Source organism: Inquilinus limosus DSM 16000, assembly GCF_000423185.1.
GTDB lineage: Bacteria > Pseudomonadota > Alphaproteobacteria > DSM-16000 > Inquilinaceae > Inquilinus > Inquilinus limosus.
The window spans coordinates 132305-154739 of sequence record NZ_KE383988.1; the positions used below are offsets into that span (position 1 = coordinate 132305).

Annotated in this window: 24 protein-coding genes; 10 read left to right on the forward strand and 14 right to left on the reverse strand. The window is 70.7% G+C overall.

Annotated elements, in window-relative coordinates:
- Window positions 1-50: 50 nt before the first annotated feature.
- Window positions 51-392 (reverse strand): DUF1491 family protein, encoded by a 342-nt coding sequence (locus tag G537_RS0134740; RefSeq protein WP_026873958.1) that lies wholly within the window; start codon window positions 390-392, stop codon window positions 51-53.
- Between the two features lie 21 nt (window positions 393-413).
- Window positions 414-1052, reverse strand: a complete 639-nt coding sequence (locus G537_RS0134745) for a TetR/AcrR family transcriptional regulator (RefSeq protein WP_026873959.1) — start codon at window positions 1050-1052, stop codon at window positions 414-416.
- A 149-nt stretch (window positions 1053-1201) separates the two neighbouring features.
- Here G537_RS0134745 and G537_RS41580 point away from each other — a divergent pair, with 149 nt between their 5' ends.
- Window positions 1202-2122, forward strand: a complete 921-nt coding sequence (locus G537_RS41580; RefSeq protein WP_034854023.1) for an SDR family NAD(P)-dependent oxidoreductase — start codon at window positions 1202-1204, stop codon at window positions 2120-2122.
- A 42-nt stretch (window positions 2123-2164) separates the two neighbouring features.
- On the opposite strand, the gene G537_RS0134755 is transcribed toward G537_RS41580, so the two are convergent.
- The 3 genes from G537_RS0134755 to G537_RS0134765 form a co-directional block, all read right to left on the reverse strand.
- Window positions 2165-3391 (reverse strand): SGNH/GDSL hydrolase family protein, encoded by a 1227-nt coding sequence (locus G537_RS0134755; protein ID WP_026873960.1) that lies wholly within the window; start codon window positions 3389-3391, stop codon window positions 2165-2167.
- A gap of 165 nt (window positions 3392-3556) precedes the next feature.
- Entirely contained in the window at window positions 3557-3889 is a 333-nt protein-coding gene (locus G537_RS0134760; RefSeq protein WP_155888921.1) for a hypothetical protein, read from the reverse strand.
- Window positions 3890-4136: 247 nt separating this feature from the next.
- A complete protein-coding gene (locus G537_RS0134765) occupies window positions 4137-5126 on the reverse strand; it encodes a zinc-dependent alcohol dehydrogenase family protein (RefSeq protein WP_026873962.1) in 990 nt (329 codons plus the stop codon).
- A gap of 101 nt (window positions 5127-5227) precedes the next feature.
- Here G537_RS0134765 and G537_RS0134770 point away from each other — a divergent pair, with 101 nt between their 5' ends.
- Entirely contained in the window at window positions 5228-6112 is an 885-nt protein-coding gene (locus tag G537_RS0134770) for a LysR family transcriptional regulator (RefSeq protein WP_026873963.1), read from the forward strand.
- 17 nt (window positions 6113-6129) lie between these two features.
- Here the strand turns inward: G537_RS0134770 and G537_RS0134775 are convergent, their stop codons facing one another.
- Genes G537_RS0134775 through manD form a run of 4 tightly spaced genes read right to left on the reverse strand, consistent with a single transcriptional unit; the run spans window position 6130 to window position 11106 of the window.
- On the reverse strand, window positions 6130-7419 hold the full coding sequence (locus tag G537_RS0134775; protein WP_026873964.1) for an MFS transporter: 1290 nt from the start codon (window positions 7417-7419) through the stop codon (window positions 6130-6132).
- Between the two features lie 43 nt (window positions 7420-7462).
- Entirely contained in the window at window positions 7463-8500 is a 1038-nt protein-coding gene (locus G537_RS0134780) for an L-idonate 5-dehydrogenase (protein ID WP_026873965.1), read from the reverse strand.
- A gap of 14 nt (window positions 8501-8514) precedes the next feature.
- Window positions 8515-9846, reverse strand: a complete 1332-nt coding sequence (locus tag G537_RS41585) for an MFS transporter (protein WP_051249497.1) — start codon at window positions 9844-9846, stop codon at window positions 8515-8517.
- 51 nt (window positions 9847-9897) lie between these two features.
- Window positions 9898-11106, reverse strand: coding sequence for a D-mannonate dehydratase ManD (gene manD / locus G537_RS0134790; RefSeq protein WP_026873966.1), 1209 nt, complete (start codon window positions 11104-11106; stop codon window positions 9898-9900).
- 179 nt (window positions 11107-11285) lie between these two features.
- Here manD and G537_RS0134795 point away from each other — a divergent pair, with 179 nt between their 5' ends.
- Window positions 11286-12011 carry a GntR family transcriptional regulator gene (locus G537_RS0134795; RefSeq protein ID WP_051249498.1) on the forward strand — a complete coding sequence of 242 codons (726 nt, stop codon included), beginning with the start codon at window positions 11286-11288 and terminating at the stop codon, window positions 12009-12011.
- Between the two features lie 94 nt (window positions 12012-12105).
- Entirely contained in the window at window positions 12106-12891 is a 786-nt protein-coding gene (locus G537_RS41590; protein WP_034854025.1) for an inositol monophosphatase family protein, read from the forward strand.
- Here G537_RS41590 and G537_RS41595 read toward each other — a convergent pair.
- A complete protein-coding gene (locus G537_RS41595; protein ID WP_064742262.1) occupies window positions 12833-13582 on the reverse strand; it encodes an HAD family hydrolase in 750 nt (249 codons plus the stop codon). The two genes, G537_RS41590 and G537_RS41595, sit on opposite strands and share 59 nt — an antisense overlap.
- 96 nt (window positions 13583-13678) lie before the next feature.
- Here G537_RS41595 and G537_RS0134810 point away from each other — a divergent pair, with 96 nt between their 5' ends.
- The 4 genes from G537_RS0134810 (at window position 13679) to rpmE (ending at window position 15815) form a co-directional block, all read left to right on the forward strand.
- Window positions 13679-14248 (forward strand): ATP-binding protein, encoded by a 570-nt coding sequence (locus G537_RS0134810; RefSeq protein WP_026873968.1) that lies wholly within the window; start codon window positions 13679-13681, stop codon window positions 14246-14248.
- A gap of 46 nt (window positions 14249-14294) precedes the next feature.
- Complete coding sequence (locus tag G537_RS0134815) at window positions 14295-15077, forward strand: SDR family NAD(P)-dependent oxidoreductase (protein WP_034854069.1); 783 nt, start codon at window positions 14295-14297, stop codon at window positions 15075-15077.
- Window positions 15074-15505, forward strand: coding sequence for an HIT domain-containing protein (locus G537_RS0134820; RefSeq protein ID WP_026873970.1), 432 nt, complete (start codon window positions 15074-15076; stop codon window positions 15503-15505). Before G537_RS0134815 ends, G537_RS0134820 begins: the two co-directional genes overlap by 4 nt.
- An 82-nt stretch (window positions 15506-15587) precedes the next feature.
- Window positions 15588-15815 (forward strand): 50S ribosomal protein L31, encoded by a 228-nt coding sequence (gene rpmE / locus G537_RS0134825; protein ID WP_026873971.1) that lies wholly within the window; start codon window positions 15588-15590, stop codon window positions 15813-15815.
- Between the two features lie 79 nt (window positions 15816-15894).
- On the opposite strand, the gene G537_RS0134830 is transcribed toward rpmE, so the two are convergent.
- From G537_RS0134830 to G537_RS0134845, 4 genes are all read right to left on the reverse strand, one after another.
- Entirely contained in the window at window positions 15895-16644 is a 750-nt protein-coding gene (locus G537_RS0134830; RefSeq protein ID WP_026873972.1) for a class I SAM-dependent methyltransferase, read from the reverse strand.
- Between the two features lie 5 nt (window positions 16645-16649).
- The gene (locus G537_RS41600; RefSeq protein ID WP_034854027.1) at window positions 16650-17690 is read right to left on the reverse strand and encodes a C-terminal binding protein; all 1041 of its coding nucleotides are present in this window, start codon (window positions 17688-17690) and stop codon (window positions 16650-16652) included.
- A gap of 14 nt (window positions 17691-17704) precedes the next feature.
- Entirely contained in the window at window positions 17705-18046 is a 342-nt protein-coding gene (locus tag G537_RS0134840) for a hypothetical protein (protein ID WP_026873973.1), read from the reverse strand.
- Between the two features lie 322 nt (window positions 18047-18368).
- Window positions 18369-19559, reverse strand: coding sequence for a UbiH/UbiF family hydroxylase (locus G537_RS0134845; RefSeq protein ID WP_051249499.1), 1191 nt, complete (start codon window positions 19557-19559; stop codon window positions 18369-18371).
- 293 nt (window positions 19560-19852) lie between these two features.
- Between G537_RS0134845 and ettA the strand changes: the two genes are divergently transcribed.
- Together ettA and G537_RS0134855 are read left to right on the forward strand one after the other, a co-directional pair.
- On the forward strand, window positions 19853-21526 hold the full coding sequence (gene ettA, locus G537_RS0134850) for an energy-dependent translational throttle protein EttA (RefSeq protein WP_026873975.1): 1674 nt from the start codon (window positions 19853-19855) through the stop codon (window positions 21524-21526).
- Between the two features lie 88 nt (window positions 21527-21614).
- The gene (locus G537_RS0134855; protein ID WP_026873976.1) at window positions 21615-22319 is read left to right on the forward strand and encodes a DNA-3-methyladenine glycosylase I; all 705 of its coding nucleotides are present in this window, start codon (window positions 21615-21617) and stop codon (window positions 22317-22319) included.
- Window positions 22320-22435 lie beyond the last annotated feature (116 nt).

Below are 22435 nucleotides of genomic sequence, written 5' to 3' on the forward strand. Positions count from 1 at the left end.
CGCCATGACGGGTCAATATTTCGGGCCGCTGGTATAAGACGGTTCGCCGCCTAAGTCAGAACGCGCCCCTCGAACGGGTGCCGGCCCTCGCGGTCCTCGATCTCGACCACCCACAGGTCGGGATCGCGCTGGACCGCGCGGGCAATATAGGCATCGGCGTCGGCCTCCGGCAGCAGCTCGCCGCCCTTGGCGGGCAGCCAGGCGAGGGCGCCGTCCAGGTCGCGCGACTGGCTCATCACCCGGCAGCCCGGCGCGCCCAGGTTGAGCTTGAGGATCAGCAGCCCGGCGCGCGGGTCGCCCTTGCGGACGACATAGGCGGGGATGGCGTCCTGGCCCAGCCGGCGCAGATGCGCCTGGACCCAGAGCTCGGTCGGAAGGCGGTCGGTGGTCATGGGGCGGGATATAGCAGAAAGCTAGCGCAGGGGCTGCGGCCGTTCCCGATCGGCGGCGGCCAGGCCGAGCAGGCCCTTCAGGAACAGCTCGATCGCCCGGCCCCAGAGGGCGGGCGTGGCCGAGGCGGGGTCGGCGCCGCGCTGCACGGCGAGGCCCAGAGTCATGCCGACGAGGGCGGCCGCCAGCTCCTCGCTCGGCACCGGCAGGCGCAGGCCGGACCGCTCGAACAGGGCCGTGAGCAGCTCGCCGAGCGCCCGGCGCTGGCCGGCGTAGAGCGCGGCATGCTCCGCGGCGAAGGCTGAGCCGCGGCCGACCTGGGTCAGGAACTCGGCCGAGACCGTGGTGAAGTCGAGCACGTCCTGGTTCTGCTCGTAATGCGCGCGGAGGGCGGCGAGCAGCCCGTCCGGCTCCGGGAACCGGTCCAAGAGCTGCCGCAGCCCGTCGAGCTCAGTCGCGAATTTGCGGCGCAGCAGCTCCAGGAACAGCGCTTCCTTGCCGTCGAAATTCGAATAGACCGCGCCCTTGGAATAGCCGGCCTCCTCGGCGATCCGGTCGACCCTGGCCCGGACGTAACCGTCGCTCAGGAAGGCGCGCCGGGCCGACTCCAGCAGCCGCTCCCGCGTCTGGGCCTGGCTCTCGCTCCGGTTCAGCCGCGGCATCTCAATATCGCGTCCCTCGCATGTTTCGATCCCGGCGCGCGAAGCGCCATGGAAACTCTAGCCTCAACCGACGTGGCATTGACAACCATGCGAATCTAAATACCAATGGTATTTGAATTCTATTGGTATCAACCTCGCGAGGCCGAGACATGACATCTCAGATTTCCGGAGCGGACGGCCGCGGCACCGTCCTTGTCACCGGCGCGTCCGGCGGCATCGGCCGGCGGTTGGTGGAACGTCTCGCCGACGCCGGATTCGCGGTCTATGCCGGCGCCCGCTCCGAGAGCGGGCTGAAAGCGGCGTCCAGCATCTCGGCCGCGCGGGTCGTGCCGATCGCCCTCGATATCACCGACGGGGAATCGATCGCGGCGGCGGCGCAGCGTCTCGCGCAGGATCTCGGCGGCCGGGGCCTCGCCGGCCTGATCAACATGGCCGGGATCATCGTCGAAGGGCCGCTCGAGCTGATCCCGGTCGCCAATTTCCGGCGCCAGTTCGAGGTCAACGTCGTCGGTCCCTTTGCGCTGACCCGCGCGCTGCTGCCGCTGCTGCAGGCCGGCCGCGGGCACATCGTCAACATCGGCGCGGCGACGGCGCATACCACCGTGCCGTTCTTCGGCGCGATCTCGGCCTCGAAGGCGGCGCTCGCCTCGGTCAGCGACGCCATGCGCATGGAATTCGGGCCGCTCGGGGTCGAGGTCGTCCTGGTCGAGCCCGGCGCGATCCGGACCGACATCCTGGCGACCTCCGCGGCACTGCAGAGCGAGGGATTCCGGGAGGAACCGGCGGAGAGGGTGGCCTTCTACCGGCCGGCGATCGAGGCGATGCGGGCGGCGATGCGGAAATCAGGCGCCGACCGGCCGGAGGTGGTGGTCGAGGCGGTGATGCGGGCGTTGACAGAGCCGCGGCCGAAACCGCGCATCCTGGTGGGCAAGGGGGCGTCACAGCTGGCGATGCTGCGCCGCCTGCCGACACGGCTGCGTGACCGGCTGCTGATGGGCTCGCTCGGGATCACGCGGGCGCTCAGATCCTCCACGGCGAAGCCGGGCCGGCCCGTGGCGCTGCGGGGTTGACACGGGCGGCGCGGAGGAGGGGGCCTCCGCGCCGATGCCCGCCTATTTGAACAGCCCCAGATCCACCGCGTTCGCCATGGCCTCGTAGCCGGCGGCGTTCGGGTGCAGGTGGTCGCCTTCGTCGAACTCCGCCCTCAGCTTCGACGGCTGCGCCGGGTCGCGCACTGCGGCGTCGAAGTCGATCACCGCGTCGCAGCCCTTGCCGGTGCGGATCCACTGGTTCACCGCCTGGCGCTTCGCCTCGCCCTCGGCGCTGTAGTAGTTGGCGAAGACCGTGCCCTCATAGGGCGTCAGCGTGGCGCAATAGGCCTTCAGCCCGGCCCCGTGGGCGCGCGCCACCAGCTGCCGCAGTCCGCCGATGATCTCCTCGGCCGACACCGCCTGCTCGGGCAGGCCGGCGGAGCCGGAATGCCCGATATCGTTGATCCCCTCCATGATCACCACCCAGCGAGCGCCCGGCACCGACAGCACGTCGCGGTCGAAGCGCGACAGGGCGCTGGGGCCGAACATCTGCTCCGGCAGGTCGTGCAGGATGCGATTGCCGCTGATCCCGGAATTGACCACGCCGACCGCCGGTCCGCCGGCCTTCGCCAGGCGTTCGGCCAGAATGTCCGGCCAGCGCCGGTTGGCATCGGTGCCGGAGCTGTAGCCGTCGGTGATCGAATCGCCCAGCGTCACCACGGTGCCGCCCTCAGCCGCCACCTCGACCCGCGACAGCAGGAAGCGCATGGTCGATTCGGTGGCATCCGGCAGGGTCGGCGCCGTGGTGCTGTCGCCTGTGATCGAGATCCACGCGGTCTGCACCCCGAGCGGATGCACGACCGACGGGCCGGTCCAGCGCGGCACGAACAGGCTGATGGTCAGCGTGTCGAGCGGCGAGACGGCGAGGTCCACCGGGTCGGAGACGGCCGGCGCGCCGGGCGGGATGGTGATCGAGGTGGCGCCGCCGAAGGTCAGCGCCTTGCTGCTGGCCGGGTCGATCGAGCCGGGGGCGTTGCCGGGCCGGGCGATGGTGGCGGCGCCGATCACCAGCGGCTGAGTGCCGGTCTCGTTGGTGAAGCGCACCCGAACCTGGCTGCCGCCGGCGCTGAGTCGCACCACCTGACGGATGGTGGCGTTGTTCAACTCCGGCCCCACCGGGAAGGCCGGGCTGGCGCCCCAGCTGCCGATCCAGCTGTCCTGCGCGGCGGCGGCGCCGGGACCGGCCAGGACGGCCAGCAGGCAGGCGGCGGCCAGCCAGGACCGCCCGGTTGCGTTGCGTCGGATCATTCGGCTTCTCCTCCCGCTCCGGTCGCCGGGATGCCGGCGCCCCCGCCGGCCCGTGCCGGCGGCAGAAGTATGAGGAAAAGAAGCCTGCGAGAGCAACGCCGCCCGAAGCGAAAGCGGGCGTGGAGAATCTCCACGCCCGGCGATCGGCCCTCCGGATTTCGGCGTCTACCGGAAGCGACGCAGCGCCGCCACCTGTGCCGAGGCGTCCTCGCCCTCGGCCAGCCGCTCCAGCAGGCCGTAGAGGCGGTCCATCTCCTGCCGGGTGAGGGGCGTCATGCCCATTGGCCCCATATAGGTCTCGCGCCGGCGATCGATCGGCAGGTTCATCGACTTCCAGCAGGCGATCGCGCCTGTGGCCGAGTCACGGGCCAGGAAATTGCAGCCGCTGCGGAAGTAGTCGGCCTCCCACGGGTCGAGCGGCTGGTTCAGGCGCTGCAGGTAACGACGCGCCCATTCAGCGGTCATCCGGGTGGGCGGAGGTTGTTCGATACTGCGCATGATCAGTCCCCGAATTGATCGATGGTTTCGGTCGATATCGTGGGGACGGTAGATCCTTGCGCGTGAATTCACCGTGATTGGACCGTTCACGGTGATCAGACTGCCGATCCAGCTCCAGTGTCATGCCCGGGCTTGACCCGGGCATCCAGGAATGTCGATGCCGCTCTGGGTGGCCCCTGGATCGCCGGGTCGAGCCCGGCGATGACACCAACTGGTGCGGCCGCGCAGCCAGCAACTGGCCACGCCTTCAGACCGTGACGACGATCTTCCCGATCTGCTGGTTGGATTCGAGGTAGCGATGGGCTTCGACGATCCGGTCGAAGGGGAAGACGCGGTCGATCACCGGCTTCAGCGAGCCGTCGGCCAGGCCCTCCAGGATGAAGCGCTTGGCGCGATCCAGGCGGGCCGGGTCGCCGACGATCTCCTTGTACTGGTAGCCCCTGACGGTCAGGCCCTTGACCAGGGCCGGGAACAGCGGGAAGGGCGTCGGCTCCGGGCTCAGCGCGCCGTATTCGACCAGGATGCCGCCCTGGCCCAGCGCCTCGGCCAGAACGCTGACGGACGGGCCGCCCACCGGATCGAACACTGTCCGCACGCCGGCGCCGCCGGTGATGGCCTTGGCTCGGGCGGCCAGATCCTCCTCGTCGGTGACGATGACATGGGCGGCGCCGGCGTCGCGCAGCGCCGCGGCCTTGGCGGCGCTGCGGGTGGCGGCGATCGAGATGGCACCGATCCGGTTGGCGATCTGGATCGCGGCCAGGCCGACGCTGCTGGAGGCGGCGGTGATCAGCACCGCGTCGCCGTTGCGCAAGCCGGCGACCTCGACCAGCGCGCCATAGGCGGTGACGTACTGCATCCAGACCGCGGCGGCCTCGGTCCAGGACAGGGCCGGCGGATGCTTCACCGTCACCTCGGCCGGGACATTGGCGACCTCGCCATAGGTGCCCCAGCGGGTGATCGACAGCGGCGGCACGATGCTGACCGCGTCGCCGACGGCGAAGCCGGTGACGCCCTGGCCCAGCGCCTCGACCACCCCGGCGGCCTCGTAGCCGAGCCGGGCCGGGAACTCCGGCGATTCCGGATAGTGGCCGGTGCGGAACATCGATTCGGCGCGGTTGAGGCCCAGCGCTTTCACGCGCAGGCGGATCTCGCCGGGGCCGGGCGGCGGCACCTCGACCTCGTCGATGCGAAGCACCTCGGGGCCGCCGAGCTCATGGATGCGGACGATGCGGGGCATGACGGACTCCTCTGAAAGGGATGTCCGTTCGATATGATTGCCTCTCCGGATGCGATAAATATCGGCTTTGGCGCGATACCCGAAACCAACGGTTTCCAATCATGGACCGGCTCACCAGCATGGCGGTGTTCGTCCGCGCGGTCGACACCGGCTCCTTCGCCGCCGCGGCCGAGGCGCTGGGCATCTCCGCGCCGATGGTCGGCAAGCATGTGCGGTTCCTCGAAGACCGTCTCGGCGCCAGGCTGCTGGCCCGCACCACGCGGCGGCAGAGCCTGACCGAGATCGGCCGTGCCTTCTACGAGCGCTGCCGCAACGTGCTGGCCGAGGCGGAAGCGGCGGAGGCGCTGGCCGCGGATCTGCGCGCCGTCCCGCGCGGCCGGCTGCGGGTCAACGCGCCGGTCACCTTCGGCGCGCATGAGCTGATGCCGATGGTGGCGCGCTACCTGCGGGCGAATCCGGAGGTCAGCATCCAGGTGACGCTGAGCGACCGCATCGTCGATCTGGTGGAGGAGGGATACGAGGCGGTGATCCGGATCGCGCCCTTGCCCGATTCCAGCCTGATCGCACGCCGGCTGCGGCCCTATCGTCTGGTCGCCTGCGCGGCGCCCGCCTATCTCGCCGAACGCGGCGCGCCGCAGCGGCCGGAGGATCTGGCGGCGCATGAATGCCTCGGCTTCGCCCATTGGATGCCACGCGACCTGCTGCAGTTCACCGGCCCGGACGGAACTCTGCATTCGGTGCACGTCCGCGGCCGGTTCTCGGTCAACAGCGGCCAGGCGCTGCGCAGCGCCGCGCTGGAGGGGCTAGGCATCATCCTGCAGCCGGAAGGGCTGCTGCGGGACGACATCGCCGCCGGACGGCTGGTGCGGGTGCTGCCGGGCTACGAACCGCCGTCGCGGCCGATGCACATCCTGTTCGCGCCCGACCGCCGGCCGACACCGAAGCTGCGCAGCTTCATCGACGCGGTGGTCGAGGCGTTCGGGTAGGCTACGAAGAGCGGGGCCTATTCGGCCCCCTCCATCACGACCTCGGCGGTCCGCCCGCGCGGTTCGCGGATGAAGACCAGAGCCGCCAGGGCGCCGAGCACGGCGAGGCCGCCGGCCAGGACGAAGGCGCTGGTGTAGACGCCGCCCGTGGCCTGGACGATGAAGCCGGTGACGGCCGGGCCGATGATGCCGGCGAGATTGGCCAGGAAGTGGATGAAGCCGCCGACGCCGCCGACATTCTCGCCGCGCACCGCGTCCTGGATCACCGCCCAGTAGATCGAGCCGGTGAGATAGAGGCCGAAGATCGACACGGACATCAGCGCCACCGCGCTGCTGACATCGGCCACGTCGCCGGCCAGGGCCACGCCTACGGCGGCGACGCCGAGCCCGCCGATCAGCACCAGCTTGCGCGACAGGAGGGCCCGGCCGGTCATGCGGAAGATGCGGTCGGAGACGAAGCCGCCCAGCGCCAGGCCGAGGAAGCCCAGCACCCAAGGGATCACCGTGGCCAGGCTCATGTCCTTGATGCTGAGCTTGTGCACCTCGGTCAGGTAGCTCGGGAACCAGGTCAGGAAGAAGAACAGAACGTAGTTGTAGGTGAAGAAGGCGAAGGCGGTGGCCAGCACGATCGGCTGCCGCAGGTAGAAGCCCAGGCCCTGGGCCGGCAGCTGCGCGGCCGGGTCGATCTGCGTCTGGCCCTCCTCGATCAGGCGGCGCTCGGCGTCGCTGATCCGCGGGTGCTGGTCGGGGCGGTCGGTCGACATCCGCAGCCAGAACACCAGCCAGACGAAGCCCAGCAGCATGATGATGACGAAGGCCAGGCGCCAGCCGAAGGCCAGCGCCAGATAGCCGACGATCGGGCCGGCCACGGCGCCGCCCAGGGGCGTGCCGGAATTGACGATGCCGATCGCCGTCGCCGCCTCGCGCCGCGGGAACCAGTTGCTGACCGTCTTGCTCATGGTCGAGCTCAGCGGCCCTTCGCCGACGCCGAACAACACGCGCAGCACGATCATCGAGACGAAGCCGGTGGCGGCCGCGGTCAGGCCGCAGAACAGCGACCACAACCCCATGGCGCCGCTGAACACGGCCTTCGGCCCGATCCGGTCCGACAGCCAGCCGCCGATGAAGTTGAACACGGCATAGCCGGCGAAGAAGCTGCTGAAGATCACGCCCATCTGGGCGTGGTCCAGGCCGAGATCCTGCTGGATCAGCGGGGCGGCGATCGAGAGGGCCGACCGATCGAGATAGTTGATCACGCCGGCGATGAAGAGCAGGCCGACGATCAGCCAGCGAACGCTTCTGAACATGGTTTCCTTCCGCTTGCGGGGGCGGTGGCGGCCCGGAGGCCGCTCAGAGGTCCAGCAGGTGGACCTTCATCGACTGGTTGCGGTCGAGGGCGACCTGGAAGGCCTGGTCTGCGTCGCGGATCGGGAAGCGATGGGTCATCAGCGGCTTCAGGTCGATCCGCTTGCCGGCGATCATCTCGACCGCCAGCGCGTATTCCTCGGCGAAGCGGAAGGAGCCGCGATACTCCAGCTCCTTCGCCATCACCAGATTTGCCGAGACCGGCGACTGGCCGCTCGGCAGGTTGCCGAGCTGGACCACCCGGCCGCGGGCGCGGGCGGCGCGCAGGGCGGTGTCCAGACCGGCCGGACTGCCCGAGGCCTCGATCACGACGCCGAAGCGGCCGCGGTTCCGGCTCCACGCCGCGATGCGGTCCTCGTCCTTGGCGTCGACCGCCTCGTCGGCGCCGAGGCCCAGCGCCGTCTCGCGCGCCTTCTCGGCCAGGTCGACCACGGTGATGCGACGCGCGCCGGCCTGGCGGGCGACCAGCAGCACCAGCGCGCCGATCGGGCCGCAGCCGACGATCAGCACCTCCTCGCCCAGGATCGGTCCGGCGCGGCGGACGGCGTGCAGCGACACGGCCAGCGGCTCGGCCATCGAGGCCTCGGCGAAGCTGACATGCTCCGGCACCGGGACGCATTGCCGCGCCGGCACGGTGAGGTATTCGCGGAAGGCGCCCTGCATGTGCGGGAAGATCGAGGCGCTGCCCAGGAACCGCATGTTCAGGCACTGGTTCTCGAGGCCGGCCATGCAGTACTCGCAGCGGCCGCAGGCCCGGCTGGGGTTGACCGCGACCGGCTGGCCGACCGACAGCCCCTCGACGTCGGGCGCCACCTTCGCGACCTCGCCGGCCATCTCATGGCCGAGGATCAGCGGCTCGCGCAGATGGAAGTCGCCGGTCTTGCCCTTGGAGTAGTAGGCGAGGTCGGAGCCGCAGATGCCGCCGGCGCGGAACCGCACCTTGACCTCGCCGGGGGCGAGGGTCGGCGGCTCCCGGTCCTCGATCCGCAGATCCTTCGCTTGGTGCAGAACGGCGGCGAACATGGGCTTCTCCTGGGTCAGGAATGGGCGGCGGCGGGGCTGCCGATCAGGTCCTCGCTGCGGGACACACGGGGCGCCGTCTCGGGCAATGCCCGGGCGCAGGCCAAGGTGATAACGCAGCCGAGCGCGATATAGGCGCACAGATACCAGGGCGTGCCGCCGCTGATCTCCAGCAGCCAGCCGGCCGCCAGCGTGCCGGCCGACCCGATCAGGGCGCCGATCTGCTGCACGAAGGACACGCCGCTGGCCCGCACCCTGGTCGGGAACAGCTCGGAATAGAAGGCCGCCTGCGGCCCGTACATGGCGCTGTGGCCGAGGGCGAGCGCGGTAACGAGCCCCAGCCAGATCAGCCCGTCCATCCGGGCATAGACGAGGCCGAAGAGCGGGAAGGTCGCGGCGAGGACGACGGCGGCGCCGAACAGATAGACCGGCCGCCGGCCGATCCGGTCCGACAGGGCGCCGAACAGCGGCAGGGTCACCAATTCCAGCAGGATCGCGATCAGCGTCGCCGTGGTCATGGTCGGCCGGTCGACGCCGCGGCTGCTGGCGTAGGCGGTCAGCAGCACGGCGAAGCTGGTGAAGGCGATGCTCTCGGCCAGCTTGCTGCCGCAGCCCAGCACCAGGGACCGCGGGTGGCTGCGCACCACCTCGACCAGCGGATGCGCGTCTTCGGCCCGGCGCCGGCGCATCTCCAGGAACAGCGGCGACTCGCTCAGCTGCAGGCGGATGTAGAGGCCGATGCCGACCAGGAGGATGCTGAGCAGGAAGGGGATGCGCCAGCCCCAGCTCAGGAACGCCTCCTCCGACAGGGTGGAGGTCAGCAGCGCAAAGATGCCGAGCGGCAGCACGAAGCCGGCGGGGGCGCCGATCTGCACCCAGGATCCGAAGAAGCCGCGGCGCGGCGACGGCGCGTGCTCGCACATGATCAGGATGGCGTTGCCCTGCTCGCCGCCGATGCCGAAGCCGTGCAGCAGGCGGATGAACAGCAGGGCCAGCGGCGCCCAGATGCCGATCTCCTGATAGGTCGGCATCAGTCCGATGACGAAGGTGGCGATGCCGACGATCAGGAGGGTGGTGACCAGCGCCTGCTTGCGGCCGTAGCGGTCGCCGATGGCGCCGAACAGGAGGCCGCCGAGCGGCCGGGCGAAGAAGCCGGCGGCATAGGTGCCGAGCGCCACCAGCGATCCCACCAGCGGATCGCTGCTGGGGAAGAACAGCTTGTTGAACACCAGCGCCGAGGCGGTGGCGTAGATGAAGAAGTCGTACCATTCGACCGTCGTGCCGATGCAGGACGCGATCGCGATCCGCCGCATCATCGCCGGCGATGTGGTGCTCTGCTGTCCTTCCATCCTCTCCTCCCGTCCGGGCCGTCTTCGGCCTCTTCGATCTCGGTCGCGGCGTTACCAGCTGGTCAGCGTGCCATCCTCGAGCCTGGCCACCGGCAGATAGGCCGGCTCGTAGGGGAAGCGGGCGGCCAGCTTTTCGTCGATGTCGACGCCGTGGCCCGGCGCCTCGCCCGGATGCATGTACCCGTCCTGGAAGGACCAGGCGTGCGGGAAGACCTCCAGCGCCGGCTCGGGGTAGCCCATGTATTCCTGCACCCCGAAATTCGGCACCCACAGGTCGAAATGCAGCGCCGCGCCCATGCAGACGGGCGACAGGTCGGACGGGCCGTGGAAGCCGGTGCGCACCTGGTGCAGGGCGGCGAAATCGGCGATCCGGCGCAGATGGGTGATGCCGCCGGCATGGGTCAGCGTCGCCCGGATGTAGTCGATCAGCTGCTCCTCGATCAGCAGCTTGCAGTCCCAGATGCTGTTGAACACCTCGCCCACCGCGATCGGGGTGGTGGTGTGCTGGCGGATCAGCCGGAAGCCCTCCTGGTTCTCGGCCGGGGTCGGGTCCTCCAGCCAGAACAGGGCGTAGGGTTCCACCGCCTTGCCCAGCCGCGCCGCCTCGATCGGCGTCAGCCGGTGGTGGATGTCGTGCAGCAGATGGGTGTCGAAGCCGAACTTCTCGCGCACCGCCTCGAACAGCTTGGGCACGAAGTTCAGGTACTTCTCGGTCGACCAGGGCTGCTCCTCGGGCCAGCCCTTGGTCGCCGGCTCATAGGCGTCGCCGCCCTTGGCCACGCCGTAGACCGAGGCCATGCCGGGCACGCCGCACTGGACGCGGATCGCCTTGTAGCCCTTCTCCAGATAGGCGGCGTAGCGGTCCAGCGCCTCGGGGATGTCGCGGCCGGTGGCGTGGCTGTAGACCATCACGCCCTCGCGCGAGGCGCCGCCCAGCAGCTGGTACAGAGGCAGGCCGGCGACCTTCGCCTTGATGTCCCACAGCGCCATGTCGACGGCGCCGATCGCGCTCATCGTCACCGGGCCGCGGCGCCAATAGGCGCCCTTGTAGAGATACTGCCAGATATCCTCGATGCGGTGCGGGTCGCGCCCGACCAGGAGGGGGCAGACATGGTCGCGGAGATAGCTGGCCACCGCCAGCTCGCGCCCGTTCAGCGTGGCGTCGCCGATGCCGTGCACGCCCTCGTCGGTAACCAGCTTCAGCGTGACGAAGTTGCGCGCGGGGCAGGTGACGATGACATCGGCGCGGACGATCTTCATGGCGCGTTCTCTCCCGGCTGCGGCTTGTCCATCGCCGCTTTCTCGCGGCGGGAAGCGACACGACCCTTAGCGCATCTTGAATCACCATACAAGTATGGCGATTGTATCCGCGTCATGATCTACCGGACCCGGCGATCCCCTGTATGCTGGGGGCACAACGAGCCGAAACGGGAGGAACGATGGCCGGACGACGAAGGGCGCAGGAGGCTGAGACCCTGCCGCAAAGCATCCCGCTGAGCGGCGAGGGGCCGATCGGCCGGCAAGTCTATGAAGGGCTGCGCCAGGCGATCATCACCGGCCTGCTGCCGCCCGGCACCGCTTTGTCCGAGAAGGACGGGTCGGAGATGTTCGGCGTGTCGCGGCAGCCGGTGCGCGAGGCCTTCATCAAGCTGGTGGAGGCCGGGCTGCTGCAGGTGCTGCCGCAGCGCGGCACCCGGGTGCGCAAGATCTCGAAGCGGCAGGTCGAGCAGGGGCGCTTCATCCGCGAGGCGGTGGAGGCGGCGGTGGTGCGTCTCGCCGCCGAGACGATCGGGGAGCCGGAACTGCAGCGGCTGGACCGCAACCTGGAGGCGCAACGCGACGCGGCCCGCCGGCACGACCATGCCGGCTTCCTGGCGCTGGATGAGGCCTTCCACCGCCTGATCATCGAGGCGATCGACTGCCTGCCGGCCTGGGGCACGATCGAGCACATGAAGGCGCAGATGGACCGGGTGCGCTATCTCAGCCTGCCCGACGTCTCGCCGCTGGAGATGCTGATTTCGCAGCATGAGGAGATCGTGGCGGGGCTTCGGGCGCACGACCCCGACGCCGCCGAGGCGGCGATGCGCCGACATCTGCGTGAGATCCTGTCGTCGCTCGGGCCCATCGCCCGGCGCCGGCCGGAGCTGTTCGAGCTCGACGCCTGAGCCGAGGGGACGGGGCAGGGGCCAGCATTCCGCGGTTGTCGGGACGGGGCGGCTCCCGGAAGATCGCGGCCTTCGGAAGCGACAGGAGAGACCGGTGAGCGATCGACAGACCCTGGCCCTGATGCGGATCGTGGCCGAGGCGCTGGCCCGGGCCGGCGGCCGCCTGGCCCTGGCCCAGCTGGCCGAGCGCGGTGACCTCGCGGTCGAGGCCAAGGGGCCGCAGGATTTCGTCACCGCGGTCGACAAGGCGGTCGAGACCCTGATCCGCGAGCGGCTGCGCGAGACCTTTCCGGATCACGCGGTGCTGGGCGAGGAGTTCGGGCTGGACCGGCAGGGCGCCCGCATCGTCTGGGGGTTGGACCCGATCGACGGCACCGCCAATTTCATGCGCGGCCGGCCGATCTGGTGCGTCTCGATCGGCGCCACCGTCGACGGCAAGCCGGCGCTGGGCGTGATCTACGACCCGGTGCATGACGAGCTGTACAGCGCCGTGGCGGGGCAGGGGGCGACCCGGAACGGCGCGCTGATCGCGGTCAATGCCGCCGCCCGGCCGGAGGCGGCGGTGATCGGCGTCGGCTACGCGCCGGGCCGGAAGGTCGACGCGCATGTCCGCCAGATCGACCACCTCCTGTCGCACGGCGCGGAATACCGGCGGATCGGCTCCTCGGCCCTGCTGCTGGCCTATACCGCCGACGGCCGGATCGACGGCTTCTCCGCCGCCCACATCAACGCCTGGGACGTGATGGCCGGGCTGGTGTTGGTGCGCGAGGCGGGCGGCGTCACCGACGATTTCCTGGAAAGCGGGGCGCAGAGCGGCCCGGTCACCGCCGTGGCGCCGGGCGTCGCGGACCTGGCGCGGCAGCTCCGGGCGCTGGTTTGAGCACCTCGCCCAGGTTGTAGCGCGGCGGCGGCGCCCCGGCCGCCAGCCAGTCCGCGATCTCGGGCATCGTCGCGAAGGTCCGGCCGGCGCCGGCCGCCCTCAGGCGTTGCCCCAGCTCGGCATCGGCATGGCCGCCGCCGGTGAAGCCGACCACCTTCATCCCGGCCCGGCGGGCGGCGGTGACGCCATGGATCGAATCCTCGATCACGAGGCAGTCGGCCGGGTCGGCGCCCATCTGCGAGGCGGCGTAGAGGAAGACGTCCGGCGCCGGCTTGCCGCGCGCCACCTGGCTGGCCGAAAAGACATGCGGGTCCAGCCGCGGCAGCAGCCCGGCCGTCTCGAGGTTGCGTCGCAGATTCGGCAGGCCGGTGGAGGAGGCGACGCAGGGCGGGTGGCCCAGGCCGGCGGCCGCCGTGATCGCATCCTCGGCGCCTGCGATCGGGCGCAACTCGTCGGCGAAGCGGCGGGCGCATTCCGCCCGGATGTCCTCGATCATCCGCTCCTCGACCGTGAAGCCGAGCTCCGCCGCCAGCGTGCTCCAGGCCACGTGATGCGGCGTGCCGCAGAAGCGCCGGGCGATCTCGCTGGGCGTCACGGTGTGGCCGAGCCGGGCCAGGGCCTCGGAATCGACGGCGCAGAAGATCACTTCGGAATCGATCAGCACACCGTCGCAGTCGAAGATCACCAGCATGGCAGGCCCGGGCAGGAAACACGGCGGGGAAAGGCGGGGCGACAACACCATGCCGCTGCGCTATGTGCAAGGCAGACCGCGGCTACCGAGGCGATCATGGCGCCCAGGCGCATCCACATCACCGGCGCATCCGGCTCCGGCACCACGACGCTGGGCCGGGCGCTGGCGGCTGCGACCGGCGCGCTGCACCTGGACACGGACGACTTCTACTGGCTGCCGACCGATCCGCCCTTCCGCGAGAAGCGGCCGATCCCCGAGCGGCTGGCACTGTTGGAGCAGGCGTTCGCCCAGGCCGATCGCTGGGTGCTGACCGGCTCGCTGATCAGCTGGGGCGACCCGCTGATCCCGCGATTCGATCTGGTGGTCTTCCTCGCCATTCCGCCGGCGCTGCGGATGGCGCGGCTGCGGGCGCGCGAGGTCGAGCGCTACGGCGCCGCGGCGCTGGCCCCCGGCGGGAAGATGCATGCGATCCACCACGCCTTCCTCGACTGGGCCGAGGCCTACGATGTCGGCACCCGGGTCGGCCGCAACCGCGAGGCGCACGAAGCCTGGCTGGCGCGGCTGCCCTGCCCGGTGCTGCGCATCGAGGGCGACACCACGGTGGAGGAGCGGGTGCGGCGAGTGCTGTCCTTTCGCATCCGCGAGGGCCGGGCGTGGCGGGGATGAGCGGCTGGGGTAGACTGCACGAGACGCGAGAAGGGGATGCATGACCATGACCGAACCTGACGCCTTGCCTTGCCTGGACGGGGAGGTGGCCCTGGTCACCGGGGCCAGCCGCGGCATCGGCGCCGCCGCGGCGCGGGCGCTGGCGGCGCGGGGTGCGGCGGTGGCGCTGACCGCCCGCTCGGCCGAGGCGATCGACGGCATCGCCCGTGAGCTGCGCGACGCCGGCGGCCGGGCCGTCGCCATCGCCGGCGACATCGGCGACGTCGCCTGGGCCGGCACGATGGTGCGGCAGGCGGCGGAGGCGCTGGGCGCACCGACCATCCTGGTCAACAATGCCGGCATGGTCGGACCGATCGGCCGGCTTCTCGACTGCGACCCCGACGGCTGGGCGCGCAACGTCACGGTCAACCTGCTCGGCGCCTATGCCGTGCTGCGGGCGGCGCTGCCCGGGATGGTGGCGCGCGGCGGCGGTACGGTGATCAATGTCAGCTCCGGCGCCGCCGAGAACGTCTATGAGGGCTGGAGCGCCTACTGCGCCGGCAAGGCCGGGCTGGCGATGCTGACCCGGTCGCTGCATCTGGAATATGGCGGCCAGGGCATCCGCGCCTTCGGCTTCCGCCCGGGCACCGTCGACACCGAGATGCAGGGCGAGATCCGCGCCTCCGGCATCAACCCGGTCAGCCGGATGCCGCGCGAGGCGCATGCGCCGCCGGAGCATCCGGCCCGCGTCATCGCCTGGCTGTGCGGCCCCGAGGCGCAGGATCTGGTCGGCAAGGAGCTCAGCATCCGCGACCCGGAGCTGCGCCGCCGCACGGGGCTGCCGTCATGACCGGGGCGAAGGAGGCTGGCTTCGCGCTGGATCCGCGGATCGCGGCCTCGACCCTGGAATGGCGCGACTGGACGCTGTCGCAGGTGCGGCTGATGAACGACCGCCGCTTCCCCTGGCTGCTGCTGGTGCCGCGCCGGGCGAAGGCGGTCGAATGGCACACGCTGGCGCCGGAGGACCAGGCGGCGCTGCATCAGGAGACGATGCTGGCGGCCTGCGCCCTGGCCGCGGTGTTCCCGGCGATGAAGATCAACATCGGCGCGCTCGGCAATGTCGTGCCGCAGCTCCACGTCCATGTCCTGGCGCGGCGGGCGGGCGACCCCGCCTGGCCCGGCCCGGTCTGGGGCGCCGGCGCCGCCGAGCCCTACGGCCCGGGCGAGGCCGAGGCACTGCTGGCGAAGCTGGGCACGGTGCTGGACGAGACCACCTGATACGGGCCATGCGCGGCGGCGACCTTGCATTTCGCCGCCGCTTTCGTTATACGGCCCGCTCGTTTGTGCGGAGCCCCCGGCCATGAAGACCGATATTCATCCTGACTACCACGAGATCACCGTCGTCATGACCGACGGGACCGAGTTCAAGACTCGCAGCACCTATGGCAAGGCGGGCGACACCCTCCGTCTCGACATCGACCCGAAGTCGCACCCGGCCTGGACCGGCGTGCAGAAGCTGGTCGACCGCGGCGGCCAGGTGGCGAAGTTCAACAAGCGCTTCGAGGCGTTCGGCCTGAAGAAGTCCTGATCGCGTGGCGCTCGCCCGGGCGCCTGCCGATTCCGGTCCGCGAGCCGGCCCCCGCATGGGAGGCCGGCTTTTCGCGTTCTCAGCCCAATCGCCCCAGCGGGATGAAGTCGCGCGACGACGGCGTCCAGGGGGCGCCGGTCGTCCAGTCGCCCAGCCAGGCATCGACCGCCAGCCCGGCCTCGGCGATCAGCCGCTCGAGCTGGTCGCGTGGCGGGAAGGCGATGCGCGAGCGCGAGGACAGGACGCGACCATCGGCGATGATCCGGTAGAAGGTGCCGTAGGTCACGATGCCGGTGGCCGGGTCGTGCTCGACATCGTTCCAGGCATCCACGGCGCCGAAGCGGGGATGCTCGATCCGGCGGCCCGACTCCGCGGGCGTCCATTCCCGCCACTCCTCCAGCGCCGGGTTGCGGCTGTCGAAGATGAAACGGCCGTCCGGCGCCAGATGCGCCGCGATGGTCCGCAGCGCCGCCAGCTGGTCCTCCGGCGTCAGGAACACCTGGAAGGCATGGCCGGTCAGCACGATGAGGTCGAAGCGCCACCCCAGCCGGACGCTGCGGCCGTCGCCCCGGACCCAGGTCACCCGGTCGCCGCCCGGGCGGCCGCGGGCGATGTCCAGCATGGCCTCCGCCGGGTCCACGCCGAACACCGTGCGTCCCGGCTCGCCCGCCAGCTCCGCCGCCAGCCAGCCGGTGCCGCAGCCGAGATCGAGGACGGAGGCGCAGCCCTCCGCCAACGACCGGCAATACTCCCGGTCCGAGGACCAGCCGTTGTCGACGTCGTAGAAGCTGGCCAGATCCGGGTCGTCGTAGAGTCGGTCCGCGGCCATCGGAATCACCGGCGCAGCTTCTTCCGATCCAGGAACGCTTCGTTGACGCAGTTGCGCAGGGCGCCGCTGCGCAGATAGGCGACCGCGGTCTCGGCCGACAGGCGGCGGGCGTCGGCCTGGCTCTCCGGGCTCGACCAAGCCGCATGCGGGGTCAGGATCAGCCGGCCGCGCAGCCAGTCCGGCTGGTCGCGATAGGCCGCCAGCAGCGCCGGCAGCGGCTCGGGTGGCGGCTCCTCCGGCAGCACGTCCAGCGCGGCGCCGGCGATCCGCCCTGACTGCAGCGCGCGGTGCAGCGCCTCCAGGTCGACGATGGCGCCCCGGGCGGTGTTGATCAGCACCGCGTTCGGCCGCATCACCGAGAAGGCGGCGTCGCCGAACAGCCGGCTGGTCTCCGGCGTCAGCGGCGCGTGGATCGACACGATGTCCGAGGCGGAAAGGAGATCGGAGAGGGTCTCGACCCGGGTGATGCCCAGCGCGATCTCCTGGCCGCGCGGGATGTAGGGGTCGTAAGCCAGGATCTGCAGCCCGAAGGCCCTGGCCCGCATCGCGGTGGCGGTGCCGATCCGGCCCAGCCCCACGATGCCGAGGCGGCCGCCGCGGATGCGCCGGGTCAGGCGACCGGCCGCCAACGTGTAGTTGCCGGCCGGGTCGGTCTGCAGCGCCTGGTCATAGGCCGGGATGCCGCGCAGCAGCGCCAGCATCAGCCCGACCGCATGGTCGGCCACCTCGCTGGTGCCGTAATCGGGCGTGTTCGCCACCGGGATGCCGGCGGCGCCGGCCGCGGCCAGGTCGATATGATCGAAACCGACTCCGGCGCGGACGATGAGGCGGCAGCGGGCCAGCTTGTCGATCACCGACTGGTCGATGCGCAGCTCGTGCCAGGTCAGCAGCGCGTCGCAGCTGGCATAGACCTCGTCCGGGATCTTGCGGCGCTCGCGCTCGCGCCGGATCACGAACTCGATATCGGCGCCGCCGACCTGCCGCTCGATCACGGCGTCGTCGGCATATTGCGCGTCGGGCGTCAGGATGGTGAAGCGGGGCGCCATCGCGGACCGGCCGGTCAGTGGTCGGCGCGGTGCAGGATCGTGCCTGCGAGCCCGGTGTCGTAGGCCAGCCCGTCGGCGGTGATCAGCGCAGCGCCGGGGAAGCCGGAGCGGATCAGCCCCTTGCGCTCCAGCGCCGCGAACACCGCGATGTTGTGCAGCCCGGTCATGTCCCGGCCCATCACCACCGCGTCGCCGACATGGTAATGGTCGCCATGCGGCGGCGGGAAGTTGGAGACCAGCACCGCGCCGTCCTCCTGCGGCGTCGCGAAGCGGGGCGTCTGCGCCATCTGCTGCAGCACGGTCAGGGTCTTGAGCTGCAGCGGATTGAGGCCGAGCGGGTTCTTCTTGGCGGGCATCGGGCGTCGTCGGTTGTGAAGCATCGCGGGCCTCCAGGGCCCGTCACGGAACGGTAGCAGCGCCCGCCGCCGGCCGCCACTGGACGTTGGAGCCGCATGATACGGCATACCAGCGTTGCCCCTCCTGTCAGGCGAGGTCTTCTCGCAATTCCCGACACCGTCATCGCGAGCGCAGCGAAGCAATCCAGGGCAACGCGCGCCGGCCCCTGGATTGCTTCGTCGGCTTCGCCTCCTCGCAATGAGGGGTGTGGGGTGGAAAGCTTTGAAAAGCTCCCGCCAAGCGGGAGAGGCAACGCGAAGACGCTTGGCGGTCCTGAAACGTTCAAACGCCGCCCGGGGCGATGCCCTCCCGCATCAGCAGGCGGCGCAGCGGCGATATCCGCTTCACCGCCTGCAGCGCCAGGGCGCGCAGGGCGAGGGCAGGGGCGGCGTCGGTCAGCAGCGAGCGGTTCAGCAGATCGACCCCGGCGCTGCGGCTGGCGACGTCGCTGCGCCGCTTGGTCTCATAGCGCGCCATCGCCGCCGCGGCGCCCGGGTCCTGGCCGGCGCGAACGGCCGCGGCCGCGACGTCGGCGATCGCGGCGGCGTCGCGGAAGCCGAGATTGAGGCCCTGGGCGCCGATCGGCGGCAGCGCATGGGCGGCCTCGCCGACCAGCGCCACCCGTGGCACCGCCAGCCGCCGCGCGGCCAGGCCGGACAGCGGGAAGACCTGGCGCGGTCCGTCCACCGTCACCGCGCCGAGGATCGGCTCGGCCCGCCGGCCGATGGCCTGAGCCAGGGCATTATCGTCGAGCGCCGCCAGCGCCTCGGCCTCGGCCGGGCGCGTCACCCAGACCAGGCTCGACCGCCGCTCGCCCAGCGGCACCAGGGTGAAGGGGCCGGCGGTGGTGTGGATCTCGGTCGAGGTGTCGTCATGGCCGCGGGCGTGGCGCAGCGTGGTCACCAGCGCCGCCTGGTCGTAGCCCCAGCGCCGCACGCCGATGCCGGCGGCCGCGCGGACGGGGGAATTGCGGCCGTCGGCGCCGACCACCAGCCGGCCGCGCAGCGTCTCGCCGGCGCGGGGCCGGACCGTCGCGCCGCCGGCACCGATGCGGATCTCCGCGGCCGCATCGGCCACCCGGCGCAGATTCGGCGCCGCGGCGACGGCCTCGGCCAGGGCGGCGACCAGGTCGCGGTTGGCGATGTTGAAGCCGAAGGCCTCCAGCCCGATCTCGGCGGCGCGGAACACCACCTCCGGCGCCCGGATGCGGCGGTCGCGGTCGTCGATCAGCCGGATCGCCCGCATCGGCGCCGCCACCGGCCGCAGCGCCGGCCAGACCCCGGCCCGCTCCAGGATCCGCACCGATCCGGCCAGCAGCCCGGTGGTGCGGTGGTCCTCCGGCGCCCGCGGGGCGACCAGCACTGTTTCGACGCCGCCCTGCGCCAGCAGCAGCGCGGCCAGCAGCCCGGCCGGGCCGCCGCCGACCACGATCGCGTCGGCCTCGGCGGCGGATGTCTTGCGAGAACGAGTCATGCGCCGTTCATAGCAGGCCACGGGTATGCGTTGCCTTTCCCGTGTGGCGGAACCCTATTCAGAACGTCCATCCCACACCGTCATTTCGAGGAGGCGGAGCCGACGAAGCAATCCAGGGGCCAATGCGAGCGGCCCCTGGATTGCTTCGCTACGCTCGCAATGACGGTGTTGGGAACTTCGAGCCGGTCCCGCAGCGGGAGAGGTGCGCCCATGGCCGAAGCAACCCTGGTCTTCGGCGCCCCCATGGGCTAAAACCCGGGCCTCCCCAGACCGGTATACGCGGAGCGGCTTCGATGGCCTCCTACCAGTACGTCTTCGTGATGAAGGACATGACCAAGGCCTATCCGGGCGGCAAGGTCGTGCTGGAGAAGATCTGGCTGTCCTTCCTGCCCGGCGCGAAGATCGGCGTGCTCGGTCCGAACGGCTCCGGCAAGTCGACCTTGATGAAGATTATGGCCGGCATCGACAAGGAGTTCACCGGCGAGGCCTGGGTGGCGCAGGGCGCCACCGTCGGCTATCTGCCGCAGGAGCCGCAGCTCGACCCGGCCAAGACCGTGGCCGAGAACGTCATGGAAGGGCTGGCGCCGATCAAGGCGATGGTCGACCGCTTCAACGCGGTCAGCGAGGCGATGGGCGAGCCCGATGCCGATTTCGACGCGCTGATCGCCGAGCAGGCCGAGCTGCAGGAGAAGATCGACGCCGCCGATGCCTGGGACCTCGACCGCACCGTCGAAATCGCCATGGACGCGCTGCGCTGCCCGCCCGGCGACAGCCCGGTGACCAATCTGTCGGGTGGCGAGAAGCGCCGCGTGGCCTTGGCCAAGCTGCTCCTGTCCAAACCCGACCTGCTGCTGCTGGACGAGCCGACCAACCATCTCGACGCCGAATCCGTGGCCTGGCTGGAGCGGCATCTGGAGGACTATGCCGGCACCGTGGTGATGGTCACCCACGACCGCTACTTCCTCGACAACGTCACCGGCTGGATCCTCGAGCTCGACCGCGGCCGCGGCATCCCCTACGAGGGCAACTACTCGGCCTATCTCGACGCCAAGGAGAAGCGTCTGGCCCAGGAGGCCAAGGAGGAGTCGAGCCGGCAGAAGACCCTGGCCAGCGAGCTGGAGTGGATCCGGCAGGGCGCCCGCGGCCGTCAGGCCAAGCAGAAGGCGCGCATCCACGCCTATGAGGAGCTGCTGGCGCAGAGCCGCGAGCAGGCCCCGGGCCAGGCCCAGATCCTGATCCCGACGCCGGAGCGGCTGGGCGACAACGTGATCGAGGCGCAGAACCTGTCGAAGGGCTTCGGCGACCGGCTACTGATCGACGATCTCAGCTTCCGCCTGCCGCGCGGCGGCATCGTCGGCGTGATCGGGCCGAACGGCGCCGGCAAGTCGACTCTGTTCAAGATGATCACCGGGCAGGAGCAGCCGGACGGCGGCATCCTCAAGATCGGCGAGACGGTCAAGCTCGGCTATGTCGACCAGAGCCGCGACGACCTGTCGCCGAACAAGACGGTGTGGGAGGAGATCTCCGGCGGGCTGGACGAGATCGACCTCGGCAAGCGCAAGATGCCCAGCCGCGCCTATGTCGGCGCCTTCAACTTCAAGGGTGGCGACCAGCAGAAGAAGGTCGGCCAGCTCTCGGGCGGCGAGCGCAACCGCGTCCACTTGGCGAAGATGCTGAAGTCGGGCGCCAACGTCATCCTGCTCGACGAACCGACCAACGACCTCGATGTCGAGACGCTGCGGGCGCTGGAAGAGGCGCTGCTGGCCTTCCCCGGCTGCGCCATCGTGATCAGCCACGACCGCTTCTTCCTCGACCGCCTGGCCACCCACATGCTGGCCTTCGAGGGCGACAGCCAGGTGGTGTGGTTCGAGGGCAACTACGAGGATTACGAGAAGGACCGCCACCGCCGCCTGGGTACCGAGGCGGACCAGCCGCACCGGATCAAGTACAAGCCGCTGACTCGTTGACGGAACGGGCCGGCCCCGCTTTCCTCTGGATCGACGCCGGCGGACAGGACGTCCTGTCCGCCGGCACGGAGCCGAGGGGAGGCGGGGCATGGGCGATTTCGCGACGATTGTCGCGCTGGCGGCGGAGCGCCGGGGCGGCATGGACGTGCTCGAGCGCGCGCTGGCCGAGACCAGGTCCCGCACCCCGGCCGAGATCGCCCAGACGCCGGACGACCGGATCCTCTCGGAGATGACCCGCCGCGTCTTCAACGCCGGCTTCTCCTCCAAGGTGATCTCCGCCAAATGGGACGGCTTCGAGGCGGCGTTCGACGGCTTCGATCCCGCCCGCTGCGCCGCGCTGTCGGAGGAGCGCTTCGACGCGCTGCTGAAGGACGGCCGTATCGTGCGGCACGGGGCGAAGATCCAGTCGGTCGTCGCCAACGCCCGTTTCCTGCTCGACCTGGCTGCCGAGCACGGCAGCGCCGCCCGGTTCCTCGCGGACTGGCCCGACGCCGACTATGTCGGGCTGCTGGAGGTCCTGAAGAAGCGCGGCAGCCGTCTGGGCGGCGACACCGGCATGCGCTTCCTGCGCGCGATCGGCAAGCCGGCCTTCATCCCGACGAACGATGTCGTGGCCGCCCTGATCCGCGAAGGCGTCCTGACCAAGGCCCCGGGCGGCAAGGGCGATTTCAGGACGATGCAACAGGCGTTCAACCGCTGGTCGGCGGAATCGGGGCGGGACCTCACCGAGATCAGCCGCATCCTGGCGATGAGCATCGGCGATCTCGGCGGCCGGCACGCCGGCCGACGGTGACGGTGGACCAGGCTCTTCGCCACTCAGCCGTCTCGGCGGCGGCGCCGCTACCCTCCCGGCAATTCGTCGCCGGCCTGGGAGGCGGCGGCCCCTCCCGCTGCGGCGCGGCCACCGAA